This is a genomic window from Actinopolyspora sp. BKK2, assembly GCF_011291845.1.
GTDB classification, from domain to species: domain Bacteria; phylum Actinomycetota; class Actinomycetes; order Mycobacteriales; family Pseudonocardiaceae; genus Actinopolyspora; species Actinopolyspora saharensis.
In genome coordinates this window covers 292,921-306,546 of record NZ_JAANTE010000002.1, presented here as the reverse complement: position 1 = coordinate 306,546, position 13,626 = coordinate 292,921, and the positions used below count along the sequence as shown (strand labels likewise).

Annotated in this window: 15 protein-coding genes and 1 tRNA gene; 7 read left to right on the top strand and 9 right to left on the bottom strand. The window is 70.4% G+C overall.

The window, feature by feature from the left end:
• Positions 1-48 precede the first annotated feature (48 nt).
• Complete coding sequence (locus G9Q41_RS05225) at positions 49-717, bottom strand: hypothetical protein (RefSeq protein WP_207630562.1); 669 nt, start codon at positions 715-717, stop codon at positions 49-51.
• A 5-nt stretch (positions 718-722) separates the two neighbouring features.
• The gene (locus G9Q41_RS05220; protein ID WP_165631931.1) at positions 723-1,178 is read right to left on the bottom strand and encodes a helix-turn-helix transcriptional regulator; all 456 of its coding nucleotides are present in this window, start codon (positions 1,176-1,178) and stop codon (positions 723-725) included.
• A 255-nt stretch (positions 1,179-1,433) separates the two neighbouring features.
• Between G9Q41_RS05220 and G9Q41_RS22605 the strand changes: the two genes are divergently transcribed.
• Positions 1,434-1,991, top strand: a complete 558-nt coding sequence (locus G9Q41_RS22605; protein ID WP_165631932.1) for a CGNR zinc finger domain-containing protein — start codon at positions 1,434-1,436, stop codon at positions 1,989-1,991.
• A 38-nt stretch (positions 1,992-2,029) separates the two neighbouring features.
• Here the strand turns inward: G9Q41_RS22605 and G9Q41_RS05210 are convergent, their stop codons facing one another.
• The gene (locus G9Q41_RS05210) at positions 2,030-3,238 is read right to left on the bottom strand and encodes a DUF445 domain-containing protein (RefSeq protein WP_165632118.1); all 1,209 of its coding nucleotides are present in this window, start codon (positions 3,236-3,238) and stop codon (positions 2,030-2,032) included.
• Positions 3,239-3,730: 492 nt separating this feature from the next.
• On the opposite strand from G9Q41_RS05210, the gene G9Q41_RS05205 reads away from it, so the two are divergent.
• Complete coding sequence (locus G9Q41_RS05205) at positions 3,731-4,903, top strand: pyridoxal phosphate-dependent aminotransferase (protein WP_092525682.1); 1,173 nt, start codon at positions 3,731-3,733, stop codon at positions 4,901-4,903.
• Positions 4,904-5,059: 156 nt separating this feature from the next.
• Here the strand turns inward: G9Q41_RS05205 and G9Q41_RS05200 are convergent, their stop codons facing one another.
• A complete protein-coding gene (locus tag G9Q41_RS05200; protein ID WP_165631933.1) occupies positions 5,060-5,545 on the bottom strand; it encodes a hypothetical protein in 486 nt (161 codons plus the stop codon).
• Positions 5,542-6,135: a sigma-70 family RNA polymerase sigma factor gene (locus tag G9Q41_RS05195; protein WP_092525678.1), complete on the bottom strand. Its 594-nt coding sequence runs from the start codon at positions 6,133-6,135 to the stop codon at positions 5,542-5,544. Before G9Q41_RS05195 ends, G9Q41_RS05200 begins: the two co-directional genes overlap by 4 nt.
• Positions 6,136-6,475: 340 nt before the next feature.
• Between G9Q41_RS05195 and G9Q41_RS05190 the strand changes: the two genes are divergently transcribed.
• From G9Q41_RS05190 to G9Q41_RS05175, 4 genes are all read left to right on the top strand, one after another.
• Positions 6,476-7,441: a hypothetical protein gene (locus G9Q41_RS05190; RefSeq protein ID WP_165631934.1), complete on the top strand. Its 966-nt coding sequence runs from the start codon at positions 6,476-6,478 to the stop codon at positions 7,439-7,441.
• Positions 7,442-7,879: 438 nt separating this feature from the next.
• A complete protein-coding gene (locus tag G9Q41_RS05185; protein WP_165631935.1) occupies positions 7,880-8,704 on the top strand; it encodes a protein phosphatase 2C domain-containing protein in 825 nt (274 codons plus the stop codon).
• Positions 8,705-8,752: 48 nt separating this feature from the next.
• On the top strand, positions 8,753-9,781 hold the full coding sequence (locus G9Q41_RS05180) for a magnesium and cobalt transport protein CorA (protein ID WP_165631936.1): 1,029 nt from the start codon (positions 8,753-8,755) through the stop codon (positions 9,779-9,781).
• Between the two features lie 429 nt (positions 9,782-10,210).
• Positions 10,211-10,444: a hypothetical protein gene (locus G9Q41_RS05175; RefSeq protein WP_092525670.1), complete on the top strand. Its 234-nt coding sequence runs from the start codon at positions 10,211-10,213 to the stop codon at positions 10,442-10,444.
• Positions 10,445-10,542: 98 nt separating this feature from the next.
• Here the strand turns inward: G9Q41_RS05175 and G9Q41_RS05170 are convergent, their stop codons facing one another.
• On the bottom strand, positions 10,543-11,016 hold the full coding sequence (locus G9Q41_RS05170) for an NUDIX hydrolase (protein WP_165631937.1): 474 nt from the start codon (positions 11,014-11,016) through the stop codon (positions 10,543-10,545).
• Positions 11,017-11,094: 78 nt separating this feature from the next.
• Positions 11,095-11,634, bottom strand: a complete 540-nt coding sequence (locus tag G9Q41_RS05165) for a GrpB family protein (protein ID WP_165631938.1) — start codon at positions 11,632-11,634, stop codon at positions 11,095-11,097.
• A gap of 92 nt (positions 11,635-11,726) precedes the next feature.
• On the opposite strand from G9Q41_RS05165, the gene G9Q41_RS05160 reads away from it, so the two are divergent.
• Positions 11,727-12,074 (top strand): DUF3224 domain-containing protein, encoded by a 348-nt coding sequence (locus G9Q41_RS05160; RefSeq protein WP_092525669.1) that lies wholly within the window; start codon positions 11,727-11,729, stop codon positions 12,072-12,074.
• Between the two features lie 493 nt (positions 12,075-12,567).
• Here G9Q41_RS05160 and G9Q41_RS05155 read toward each other — a convergent pair whose 3' ends face one another.
• Both G9Q41_RS05155 and G9Q41_RS05150 read right to left on the bottom strand, forming a co-directional pair.
• Complete coding sequence (locus tag G9Q41_RS05155; RefSeq protein WP_165631939.1) at positions 12,568-13,368, bottom strand: methyltransferase; 801 nt, start codon at positions 13,366-13,368, stop codon at positions 12,568-12,570.
• Between the two features lie 184 nt (positions 13,369-13,552).
• Positions 13,553-13,625, bottom strand: a tRNA-Phe gene (locus tag G9Q41_RS05150).
• Between the last annotated feature and the right edge of the window lies 1 nt (position 13,626).

The following is a 13,626-nucleotide window of genomic DNA, read 5'->3' as shown; positions in this document are numbered from 1 at the left end:
CCAGGATACGTGTTCGTGGCGCGGAGGTCCCGTGTGCGGGAGTTCCGTTCAGCCCTCCGAGCTCTCGCGGTCACCGGAGCCGGACTCGCCGGTGGAGTCGTCCTCCTGCGCGGCGGAGCTCCGGGCCGCCGTCCTGCGCGCGGCGCTGCGCGTCTCGGAGGCCACGCGGTCACCTGCCTCGTTCACCCGCTCGGCCGTCTCCTCCGCCACGTTCTCGGTGGTGCGGGCGACCCGCTCCCCGAAGGAACGGGTGGTGGTGCTCACCTTGCCGAGCACGTCGTCGGCCACTCCCCACGCACCGTCGACGACTTCCTCGACGCGGTGCTGGGCCTGCCCGACCTGCTCCCTGGTGCGCTGGACATCCGGCCGCGCGCGCAGCCGCTCCAGGGTCTGCTCGCCGCGTTGGCCGCAGTACCCGTACACCTCGGCCGCGGAATCGCGGTAGTGCTCGAGCAGCTTCCGCAGCTCCCCGGAGCGCAGCCTGTCGCGCAGCTCGCCCAGGTCAGCCGGGGCCCCCGCGGTGTTCTCGCGGGCCGAGCTCGCGTAGTCCGAGAGCTGGTCCCGAACCCGCTGCGCCGTCTCGGCCACGGCGTGCGCGGCCAGGTCGCCCGCGCCCAGCGCCGCGACCAGCGGTCCCCGTGCCTGCTGGTAAGCGGTCTCGGCGACCCTGCCCGCTTGCAGGCGCACCCGTTGCAGATCCTCGTGCCGCGTGTTCATCTCGCTCACTCCTCGAATTCGGATCCAACCGCTTCGGTGGACACCGCGGTCGCACCGTCCGCGCCCTTATCGGGGGAAACCGCTTCGGCGTCGGATCGGTTCTCGCGGCGGAACGAGGCGTAGACGTCGAGCAGTGTCTGCTTCTGCCGTTCGCTGAGCTCGGTGTCTGCGAGTATCGCCTCGGCAACCGGTCCCCCCGAGCGGGGTTCCATGATCCCGGCCTGCACGTACAGGGCCTCCGCCGAGATCCGCAGCGCCTTGGCGATCTGCTGCAGGATCTCAGCGCTCGGTCTGCGCAGCCCGCGTTCCACCTGGCTCAGGTACGGATTGGACACCCCCGCGCGCTTCGCCAACTGGCGCAACGAGATCTGGGCCGTGTCGCGCTGTGCCCTGATGTAGCCGCCCAGGTCGGTCACGGCCCGATTGACGACCCCGTTGACCGAACGATCCGTACGCCCCACGTTTCAGCCACCTCTCACCGACCACGCTAACAGCATTGCTAACTATTGCAAGCAGTCAGTTTGCACTCTTTCGCGGGACGGGGAAACCGGCACCGAAGACTCCCGCGCCGGGCAACCGGGAAGGCCGTCCCCGCGGACAGCGCCGCCCGTCAGCACGACTTCCACAACCATTGAAAACCATTCGACGGTTATCCAGGTGTGAGTCTCTCCCGATAACCACGTGGAGGCGGGCCGTTTCTGCCCTACGATGGGCGTGTGAACAGCAAAGCCGTCGCAGCCGTCGCGCCGAACGGGCTATCAGCGGCAGCGTCCGAGCCCGTCGGGCCCGACACGGAACAGGACATCGACCTTCTGCTGGCGTTCCTCAACACCACTGACGCCGAGGCGAGCACGGACGTGCTCCGGGACGCGGAACAGTGGCAGCAATGGTGCTTGGAGCACACCGGGCAGGCTTCCGTCGACACGACAGCCGCACGCGAGATCCGCGATCTCATGCGCACGTCGGTCGCCTACGGCCCGCTGACCGCTCCCCGGAGCACGCCCCCGAGCACCGCGCAGTGGCCGGTTCACGTGCGCCTGGAGGACGGTGTCCCGATAACCTCCGGCACCGACGCACTCGGCGTCGTGCTCGCAGCGGCCTCCCGGATCGCCATAACCGGCCGCTGGCACCGCATCAAGATCTGCCCCGCGACGAACTGTCTGCGGGCCTTCTACGACCGTTCCAGAAACCGCTCGCGCACCTGGTGCTCGATGCGCGTGTGCGGCAACAGGGAGAAGGCACGCTCCTGGAGGGAACGGCACGCCCCGAACTGACGGGCGGAAGACGTCGGCGCGCCCGGCCGCGCGACCGTTCACAACAGCAGGTGCGTCACAGTGTGAATGGCCAAGCCGGCCAACGCGCCGACGACCGTCCCGTTGATCCGGATGAACTGCAGGTCACGTCCCACGTGGAGCTCTATCCTGTCCGAAGCCTCTGAGGCGTCCCACCGCTCGACGGTGTCGGTGATCAGCGTGGTTATCTCCGAGCGGTAGTGCGTGACCACGTAGCGGGCCGCCTCGCGCAGCCAGCCGTCCACCTTCTCCCGCAGCTCCGGTTCGGACGCGAGGCGTCCCCCGAAGGAACGCAGTCCCTCCCGGACCCGCGTGCGCAGCTCGCTGTCCGGGTCCTCCGCCGCCTCGAGGAACATCCGCTTGGCCGTGGTCCAGGCCGAACCCAGCAGGTTCCGCACCTCGGGGTGCTCCAGGATTTGGTGCTTGATCCGGTCCGCCCTGGCCATGGTCACCGGGTCCTCGCGCAGATCGGTCGCGAACTCGATCAGGAAGCGGTCGACCGCGGCGCGCATCCGGTGATCGGGGTCGGTCCTGACCGCCCAGGCGAAGGACAGCACCTCGCTGTAGACCCTGTCCGCGACCATCGAGTCGAAGAAGCGCGGTGACCAGGAGGGAGAACGCTGGTTGACCACGCGCGAGACCGTCTCGTAGTTGTCCCGGACCCACTCGTAGGCGCGATCGCACACCAGGTCGACCAGCCCCCGGTGCGAGCCGTCCTCCAGGACCCGCCCGAGGATCCGCCCCAGCGGAGGCCCCCAGGGCTGGTCCACGACCTTCCGCAGCACCACCTGCTCCAGCACCTGGCGCACCTCCTCGTCCCGGAGCACCTGAACGGCACCGCGCGCCGCCGCCGCGAGCTCGGTGGTGGCCCGCTCCGCGTTGTCCCGGTCCGTCAACCACTCGCCCGCCCTGCCTGCGATCCCGGCGCGGTCCAGCTTGTCCACCACCACCTGCTCGGACAGGAAGTTGCCGCCCACGAAGTCACCGAGATTGCGCCCGAGAGCGTTCTTGCGCGTGGGGATGATCGCCGTGTGCGGGATCGGCAGCCCCAGCGGCCTGCGGAACAGCGCGGTCACCGCGAACCAGTCGGCGAGCGCGCCGACCATGCCCGCCTCGGCGGCGGCGTTCACGTAGCCGACCCAGGCCGGGGCCGTGCCCACCAGCCACCAGCGGGTGAGCACGTAGATCAGCGCTGCCAGCAGGAACAACCCGGTGGCCAGCGCTTTCATCCGGCGCAGGGAACGCGCGCGGACGAGTTCGGCTGCCGACGACGCTTGCGACACCCCACGATTCTGACAGCGCGCGCCGAGCACGGACTCCGCCCGCACCCGCTCGCGGGGCGACGGCAGGTCCCACTCCGGCGACACCACGACAATCAACCCGCCGCACTCCCGTCAGGAATTCCGGCAAAGGACTTCGTCCGACGCGAGCGCTTCAGCCCAGGCAGGACGAGGAGATCCGGTGCGTGAGTCGGATGCATTGCAAGGCGGGAGGGCACGTGGCGTAGGCCGCTACTCGAGGTGCCCTCCAACGCAGCAAGGCGCCGACTCACGTGACGGCTACCCGAGGTGGCTACGCAAAGCTCCGTTATGAGTTATGAGGTTCGCCGCGTGCGTACTGTGGCTACCCGATGTCGGGGCTCCCGGAGCGAGACCCCGACTGAGGTTCGGCCACGGAACCCGCCAAGCAGACCGACTCGCGGACTCTCTACTCTCGCCTGCGTGCGTACTCCAGCTCTGACTCGCCGCCTGCGCCCGTTCACTTCGACGATCTTCGCCGAGATCACCGAGCTCGCCCGGAGCACCGGTTCCGTCAACCTGGGACAGGGCTTCCCCGACACGGACGGACCCGCCGGGATGCTGCGGCGCGCGGAGAACGCCATCGGTGAAGGGGTGAACCAGTACCCGCCCGGGGCGGGCGAACCCGAGTTGCGCGCCGCCATCAGCGCCCAGCGGCGCGCCGACTACGGGATCGAGCACGACCCCGAGGACGAGATCCTGGTCACCGTCGGAGCGACCGAGGCCGTCAACGCCTCGATGATGGCGCTGGTCGAACCGGACGAAGAAGTGGTGCTGATCGAGCCCTACTACGACGCCTACCCGGTCGCGGTGGCGATGGCCGGTGGAGTGCACCGGTCGGTCCCCCTGCGCGCCGAGCGGGGACGGTTCCGCCTCGACACGGAGGCCCTGCGCGCCGCCGTGGGACCGCGCACCAGGGCGGTGGTGCTGAACTCGCCGCACAACCCCACCGGAACAGTGTTCACCGCGGACGAGCTGTCGGCGATCGCCGAGACGTGCCGCGAGAACGACCTGCTGGCCATCACCGACGAGGTCTACGAGCACCTGCTGTTCGACGGCAGGGCACACACCCCGCTGGCGACGCTGCCCGGCATGGCCGAGCGCACCCTGTCGATCTCCAGCGCGGGCAAGAGCTTCAGCGTCACCGGCTGGAAGATCGGCTGGGTGTGCGGTCCGGCCGAGCTCGTCTCCGCGGTGCGGGCGGCGAAGCAGTTCACGACCTTCGTCGGGGGCGCTCCCTTCCAGCCCGCGGTGGCGCACGCCCTGAACGAGGAACGTTCCTGGTTGGAAGGGCTGCGTTCCGAGCTGGAGCAGAAGCGGGACCGGCTGACGAGCGGACTGACCCGGGCCGGGTTCGAGGTGCTGCCCTCCGAGGGGACCTACTTCGTGTGCGCCGACGTCCGCCCGCTCGGCTACTCCGACGGGGCCGAGTTCTGCCGCGCGCTGCCGGAGCGGATCGGGGTCGCGGCGATCCCGCCCCAGGTGCTCTGCGACGACCCCGAACCGATGCGTCACCTGGCGCGCTTCGCGTTCTGCAAGCGCGACGAAGTCATCGACGAGGCCGTCGAGCGGCTGCTCAAGCTCGGCCAGGTGTAGCTGCCGGACCGGCTCGGTGCGCTCCGGTGTTCCAGCCGCCGGGCGGGCGCTCGCCCGAACCACGCGGACTCCGGGGACTTCCGGCCTCCGGGGCGGACGGCCACGGTGGATTCCCCTCGCGGGGGTTCCACGTGACCGACCGCCCCACCGGTCCTGTCAGCAGGTGAACCAGTCGGTGGCGACGCTGAAGCCCCACCGCGAGCGGAGGAGCACGCTCACCGGACCGGCTGCTATCCCGCGCACCAGGAACCCACCGCAGTGGTCCAGCACGTCGTGGCTCTCGCCCGCCCCGTGCCGAACGCTCAGAACGCCACCCGCCTGCGACTGCCCGGTCCTGCCGAGCACCACCCCCGCGGCGCTGAACAGCCCCGGGCCGGTGCCGACCAGTTCCAGTTCGACCACCCGTCCCGGTGCTCCGAGGGTCAGCACGCGCGGGCCCTCAGCGTCCGCGTCGCTTCCTGGGGAGGACTCCGGACGGTCCGCGGTGTCGCTGAGCGGGACGAGACGCGCGTTCGGGGATCGTCCTCCGCGGAACCGCTCGACCGCCCGGTACGCGCTCGCGATCGCTCGCCGCGGAGCGGGGTCGCCGAGGCGGAAGAGCTCGCCCAGCAGGTTCAGCTCGGGGAGTGGTGCCGTGCTCATACTGCCGTCACCTCCAGGTCCTCGGCGCTGCCCAGGGCGCTCATCCGCTCGCGCAGCGCGTGCAGGCAGCGCTGCTTCTTCGGGCCGATCGAACCGCGCGCCATCCCCAGCGCGGTGCTGATCTGCTCGTAGCTGGCTTCCGGGGCAACGGCCATCACCCGCAGCAACCGCTGGCAGCGGTCGGAGAGCTGGGAGAAGGCCTGCGCGAGCCGCGTGGTGAGCACCGAGCGCAGCGCGGCGCGCTCGGGATCGCCGGTGTCGTCCACGATCTCGGCCAGCACACCGTCCACTCCGGCCGGGGACTCCCGCCGTCTGGTGCGCGCCAGGCGCAGCGATTCGCGCCGCGCCGTGGTGACCAGCCAACCGGACAGCGCCTCGGCGTCCCTGAGGCGGTGCAGGTTCTCGGCCAGGGACAACCAGGTCGCCTGCCAGGCGTCCTCCGCGTCCGCACGGGTCGCGGAGTAGGCCCGCACCGCTCCCCAGACGACACCGCCGTTGCGGTCCACCAGGTCCCGCCAGGCCCGCTCGTCCCCGAACGCCACTCGCCGCAACAGCACGGCCGTCCCGCAGAACTGTCCCTGTTCCGTCACTGCTCTCACACCTTTCCCACGCTGTTTTCCCACGCCGTGCGTGCTCGTCCTCCCGGGAAGCGGCGCGAACGCTCCGCTGCGGACCGCCGTGCTCCTCCGGGCTCGTGCTGTGGGAGACGTGCGGACGCCGCGCGGATTCACCACTGACGGACAAACCCCTGAACGGGTCACCGGTTCGAGTAGTTCTACGCAGCGGGCCTGCGCTGAACATCGTTCGAGTTAAGTGGTCGACGCGATACCGCCTAACCGAGTGACAAGGGGCTGTTACGGATGCCAACGCCGCCGCCACACGGCAGGATGATGTCCGGACGGCTGGCAACGGGCGCGGGCGGTGATCTGCATGACGCGGTTCCCGGACGGTCGCGGGCACGCGTCCGTGACCGCTCTGGCGTTTCGCGTGGCGCTGCTGCTCGGGATGTTGCTCGCGTTCTGGCTGGCCGCGCAGTGGTGGAACGCGGACAGGGCGGACGCCGCGTCCGCGTTCCCCGGCGCGGAGGGGAGCACTCCGACGGCCGAGGAGACGGAGTCGGACCCCCTGGTGGAGCCGATCGCGATCCGCTCGGGCGACACGGCTGAGCAGGTCGCCGCGCGGATCTCCGGAACCGAGGCGGAGAAGCCGCCGGAGCCCGCCGCGGTCGACGTCGATCCGATCGTGAAACCCCTCGAACTCGCGGTCGACTCCCCTGACGCGGCCGAACCGGTGTCCGCGAGTCGCGACGAGTCCACCGGCGGGACACCGCCGGAGGGCTGTGACTCCTCGCGGGAACTCGCTCCGGATGGGGAATCAGCTCGGGAGGCTGCCGCAACCCCCGGAAGTCCCGGAAGCCCCGGAACAGCGGGTCTCGCGACCGCCGGGTCGACCACATCGGACGGAACGCGCCTGCAGGAGCAGGAGACCGAGCGCACTGCCACCCCGGACCGCGACGACGGGCCGCGTGCCGCCGCGGTCCCCGCCGCCTCCGAGGTCCAGCGGGACAGCGGTGCTTCCCTCCCCTCGCGGGGCGGCCCCGCGCGGACGCTCGAGACCGGCCCGGACACCAGCGGTTCCACCGCGGCGCTCGCCGCGGAGGAAAAGAGCGAGCAGCCCCCCGAGCATCCCCGACCGACCCCGCTGCCCGCTCCGGTCAAGGCTCCCTCCACCGCGCAGGTGGTCCAGCCGAACGCGGGCAGCGGCCAGCGGGACGTCCACGCGCTCCACCCCGAACCGCTGCGGCTGCCGACGCTCACCGAAGCGCGGAGCGAGCAGGAGCACGAGGGCCTCCGCTCCGGCGTCAAGGCCGCGGTACCGGTGACCACACCGGACTGACCGGCGAGCACGCGCCCGCGAACCAGCGCGTCGTCTTCCGACGCGGCTCGAACGGATGGTCCCGGACGAAGGTCCGGGTGACCACGAGTTCCCGGGAGTCGAGTTCTTCCCACTTCCGGTCCGAATGTCCGCGCCCACTTCGGACCGGCCGGGGCCCGTCCCGGCGGAGACCGATTCGTCACGAGAACGGACGGTGCCCCGCCCCGGTGTCGTAATTGCCCCTGCGGCACCGGGGCCGCGGCCACCCACCGGCACGTCGAGGGGCCGTGCCGGCGGGTGGCCCACCACCTGTCGAGATCGCGGTGCTGGTTGCGGGCCGGCTGCTCGGCGGGACCGTCGGCGTCGGCACGGCCTGCCACGCGCAGGCCGTCGGACCGTTGACGCAGCTCGCGCCGCCCGTTGTGGCGATGAGCCCCGCACGAGCCGGATAATCCGGCCATGACCACTGTGCGGACGGCCGAACAGGCAGGGGCAGGACCGGGCGGCACGAGCGAGGACGTGGTGCTGGTGCTGCGGAACGCGGTAGCCGTGCTGGACGGCGCGACCTCGCTGCGCCCCACCACGCGCACCGGGGGCTGGTACGCGGCCGAGCTCGCCGAGAAGCTGCGCCCCAGGTTGGAAGCGGAGGGAGCCGACCTCGCCGAGTCGCTCGCGACGGCGATCTCGGAAACCGCGACCGCTCACGGGTTGCGCCCGGGGAACGCCCCCTCCAGCACGGTCTCGATCCTGCGCTGGGACGAGAGCACGCTGGAGGCGCTGGTGCTCGCCGACAGCCCGGCCGTGGTGTTCACCGACTCGGGGGCGGAAGTGGTCAGCGACGACAGGCTGGCCGAGCTGCGCGTCCCGAACGGCGGAGGCTATCGGCAGCGGCTGCGCGCGGGCGGGGGTTTCGACGAGCTCCACGGGCAGCACCTGCGCGAGGCGGTGGACGAGACGAGCAGGTGGCGCAACGTGGAGGGCGGCTTCTGGGTGGCCGAGGCGGATCCCGTCGCCGCGTACCGGGCCGTCGTGCGGAGCTGGCCGCGCTCCCGGGTGGAGTCCGCGCTGCTGGCCAGCGACGGGGTCTCCTGCGGGGTCGAGCAGTACGACAGCTACCCGGACTGGTCCGCGCTGCTGGGCCACGCCCGCGAGCGGGGGCCGCGGGCCGTGCTGGACCGGGTGCGCGCGGCCGAGGAGTCCGACCCGCACGGCTCGCGCTGGCCGCGCCCCAAGAAGCACGACGACCAGGCGCTGGTCGTGGTCGACTTCGGGCGGGACGAGTAACCTCCCCTTCCCGCCCCTCGAACGGACGCGCACCGGAGGCCACCGCGCATGGCGCTGATCCACGGCACCGTCTACGCGAACGGCAGGCGGCGGGAAGACCACCGCACCCTGCAGGAGACGCTGAGCGGGCTGCGCGCCCCCGACGCGACGGAGAACCGCTTCGGCTGGATCGACCTGGTCGAGCCCGACCACTCCGACCTGGAGGAGCTGGGCGGGGAGTTCGACCTGCACCACCTCGCGCTGGAGGACGCTGCGGTGGCCCACCAGCGTCCGAAGCTGGACCACTACGGGGCGACGTCGTTCCTGGTGCTGCGTCCTGCCGAGTACCGGGAGAGCACCGAGAACGTGGTGCTCGGGGAACTGCACGCCTTCATGGGCTCGGACTTCGTCATCACCTCCCGCCGGAACGGGGGCCTCGACCTCGGGGAGGTGGCCCACCGGCTCGAGCAGCAGCCGCACCTGCTGGCCCGCGGTCCGGCCGCGGTGCTGTACGCGATCGTCGACCGCGTGGTGGACGACTACCTGCCCGTCGAGCGAGGGGTCCAGAACGACCTGGACGAGATCGAGGACGAGGTGTTCGGCGGCGAACCGGCGGTGTCCAAGCGGATATACCGCCTCTCCAGAGAAGTGATCGAGTTCCAGCGGGCGACCGGACCGCTCATGGACGTGCTGGACGGGCTGGGCGAGACCTTCGCGGAGCTGCGGGACGGGGTCGAGCTCAGTCGGCACCTGCGCGACGTCCGCGACCACGCCGCCGACGTGGTCGAGCGGGTTGAGTCGCACCGGCAGCTGCTCTCCAACGTCCTCACGGTCAACTCCACGCTGCACTCCCAGCGACAGAACGAGCAGGCCACCAGGCTCACCGAGACCAGCCTGCGGCAGAACGAGGACATGAAGCGGATCTCCTCCTGGGCCGCCATCCTGTTCACTCCCACGCTGGTGGGCACCGTCTACGGGATGAACTTCACCCACATGCCCGAGTTGAGCTGGCCGTTCGGCTATCCGATGGCGCTGGTGCTGATGCTGTTGGTGGCGGTGGCCCTGTACTTCGTGTTCCGGTCCCGCGACTGGCTGTGATCGACGAGATTGATCAAAAAAAATCTCTTCCCCTAGAGACATTTGCGGTCCTACCTAGTAGACTGAGGCACGTCCACCTGACCCCCAGGGGTGGACTTGGCGCCCCCGCACTCCCGGTGACCCCCAGGCCGGTTGAGAGCGGGGGCGCACCTTTTTCCCAGGTCTTCACCTGTCCGGCTGAGTAAGGCGCCCGTCACCCGAATTCGCCGAGTGCTCTTCCGAGAGACGTGCCATGCTCCGAGCCACACCCCGGAGAAGGGGGCTGAAAGCCTCATCCGCTCGACGGGCGACCGCTTCCGCCGAGCGCGGTCCCGACCGGACACGACCCTCGGAACTCACTCGATCGAGTGAAGTACCGGAACTACACAGGCCCCTGACTCGTCAGTTCTGTAAGGAAAGCCGGAGGTTTTTCACAAGCGGAGGCCCACCATGAACATGCACGCGCGGATCGAGCTGTTCGGCGGCCCGGAGGACGGCCGCGAGATCACACTTCCCGTGAGCGCCGAGGGAGAGCCACTGTCCCCCCTGCCCGTTCCCGCCCCGCGCGACTCGGGAGAGGACGAGGGAGTGGCCTGGTACGAGCGAGACCACCACCGGGGACGCGGCATGTGGATCTACAGGTACGCGAACTCCCGCTCGCCCCGGCAGAGCGAACTGCCCTGAACCGACTCCGCGCAGGGCCCGCTCCGGCGCGGGAAACGTTCCACCGCTCCGGCGCCGCGCCCGTCCTGGTCCGGGCACTTCCGCTGCCGAGCCACCGGCTAAGCGGCGCGAACCGGTTCCCCGCCGTGCTCGAGGTAGACCGTGCGGCCCTCCGCGCGGGCTGCGTGGGCCTGCTTCACCCGGCGGGACAGGCGCGCGGCGAGGTAATCGTCCAGCTCGCGGGTGGGCACCCACTCCCAGCGGTCCAGTTCCGCACCGTCGAGCCGGACGCGGTGCTCGTCCTCGGCCAGGTCACCGCAGTCGAAAATCCACAGCAACTTGTCGCCGTCGTGGGCGCTCGGTGCCCAGTCGAGCGCCAGCACTCGACGCGGCCAGCGCTCGATCCCCAGTTCCTCGACCAGCTCGCGGCGGCAAGCCCGCGCAGGGGACTCGCCGGTGTCCACGTAACCGCCGGGGACGTCCCACCGGTCGCCACCTGTCTTGCGCACGAGCAGCACCCGGCCCGCTGGGTCGACGAACAGCGCTCCGGCGGCCATCCGCACGGTGGCGAACCCGTCGGTCTCCGGTTCCATGCCAACGACCCTAGCCCGAAGCAGCGGCTCCGGGGGTTCGGAAGGTGCTCGTCGCGGGGTCTCCGCTCGGGCGCCCGGTCACGGGAGCACGCCCCGCGCCTCGGCCCTGGCCAGGATCTCGCCGATCAGCGGGCCCTTCGCGGCGGCGTAGGCGTTCATATCGGTCCACTCCCGCCCGGCCAGTTCGCACTTGAGTCGCGCGTAGCGTGCCCGGTCGGACTCGTCGCGGCGCAACCAGTCGCGGAACAGCAGGTGCTGCCGCTCCCAGTCACTGCCCACGTCGTAGACGTGCACGTGCACGTCACGGGCGGGGGTGCGCAGCATCCGGTGACCGGGTTCTCGCACCCGCAACCGGTATCCCGCCCGCTGCAGCGGGCCGAGGTAGGTCGCCTCCGCGGTCACGTCCGGCACGCTCACGCCGATGTCCACGACGGGTTTCGCCGCCAGCCCCGGAACGGCCGTGGAACCGACGTGCTCGATCCGCCGAGCAGTCGTGCCCAGAGCGGTTGCGATCCGCTCGTGCTCGGCGCGGAAGCGCTCCGGCCAGGCGGGGTCGTACTCCACGATGCGGATGTCGCGCTGCTCGACCCCGCCGATCAGTTCGACGTCCTCGGCCACGGGCCGACCGTAGCCGGGATCCCGCACGAACGGAACGGCCGTGCCCAGCGCGCGATCGTCCCGCTCGATGTCGGGGGAGCCAGCTTCCCGGCATGACCACCCAGCAGCCGAGCCGCGAGCTCGAGGCACCTTTCGAGATCACCGCTTGGGACGAGACCGTCTACGAGGAGCCGGTCGAGGGACCCAAGCTGACCCGGATCACGATCCGGAAGCGCTATCACGGCGCGATCGAGGGCTCGGGAGCCGTCGAGGTGCTCACCGCCCAGGGATCGGCCGGGGCGGGCTACGTCGCCTCCGAGCGGGTCGAAGGCACGCTCGAGGGCCGCCGGGGGACCTTCGTCATCCAGCACAGCGGCCTGGCCGACGGAACCGGGCAGAGCAGCCACGGCAACATCGTCCCCGCTTCCGGTGAAGGCCGTTGCCACTGCTCTTCCACGTAACCAGGTGCACCGCCGAACTCCCGACGCTCGGCGTCAGGCCGTCCGCTGTCCGGCTGAGCACCCATCCCGCTCGTCCGCCCGGGCGGTATCTGTCCACTTCAGCTCGTCCGATGAACGGAGTTGCCGGTGCTCGGCGAAATACGTGCCCAACTACGGCAAATCACCGATACCGCACCCACCGATGAACTGCAGATCGTGCGAACCGAACTCGACGAGCTGTGCGGGAAGCAACGCTGACGGGTTCCAGGGCACAGGTGCTCGCCTTCTCCAGGATCGCCGCGTTGTAGATGTCCACGATCGCGGACAGATCCTCACGTGTGGCGAGGCGATGGCGGTACCCCGGGAGATCGCTCCAGTCCGGTTCGACTGCCTCTGCCGCGGCAAGCGCGGTTCGTCGCGACTCCGGAGAGTGCGAACGGTGCGAACCGAGGTCCAGAACGGATCAGGGGTCGATCGCAGCCTTCACGGCGCTACGGTTTCCGCCGCAGGCCCGTCACCTCGGTTCTTTGCGGGCCAGGAGATGAAAGGCTCGACTGAGCTGGCGGTAAGGATCTCTCCGACTGGCCTCGAGTTCGACCGCGGCCGCTGCTTCCACCTCCTGCGAGGCGTTGGGATCCAACTCGGCGCCACTGAACTCCAGCCAGTCGACGAACAGCCACACCCCGTACCAACGCAGTGGCTCCACCCCGTGGTTCCGGACGAGCTCGCTGAGTTCCTCCACCGTGTCGGCTCGGCCCGACAGCCCCAGCACGTTCGTCTCGGTCCGGGAATCGAACGCCGCCAGAGCGTCATCCCACCGACGTTCCAGCGCGGGGCGTACCGCCATCGCCCCGGCGTTGCCAGTCATGATCGAGAGCACCCCGTCGTCGTCAGTGCACCGGCACAGCTGATCGACCAACGGCTCCGGCCGCTCCAGGTACCCGAGTACGCCGTGGCACAGCACGGTGGCGAACTGCTCGCCGTGCACCGCCTCGTGCGCTCGCTCGCCGTCGGCTCGCACGAACGTCACCCGCCGCCGCTCCTGATCGGTCAGCTGCTCGAGCCGCTGTTGCGCCTTGTCCAGCATCGCCTGCGACGGATCGAGCAACGTGACTTCGTAACCTGCTCGGACCAGCGGGAACGAGTGATGACCCGCGCCACCGCCGACGTCGAGAACCCTCGCCGGAGCCGGTGGCAGGTGCTCCAGCAGCTGCTGGTGCATCACGTAGCTGCGCACGTAGCCCTTCGCCGAGGCGAAGGCCTCGTCGGCGTAGCGGTCGGCCAGGTCGGTGCCTGTCCACGTGTTCCCGTCCATCGCCCCACGATAGTCAGTCAGCAACCAGTGACCAATGATCTGGCGGCCTCGACCACGGGCAGGAGCCACGCGGGAGGGACCGGAAGCCAGCGGCGAACAATCATCGGGACCCAAACTGAGACCCCCGCACACGAGAACGGCCCCCACCGCTTCCGGTGAGGGCCGTTCTCGCAGCTCTGAGCCGTGGCCAGGGACGGGGTCGAACCGCCGACCTTCCGCTTTTCAGGCGGACGCTCTACCAACTGAGCTACCTGGCCG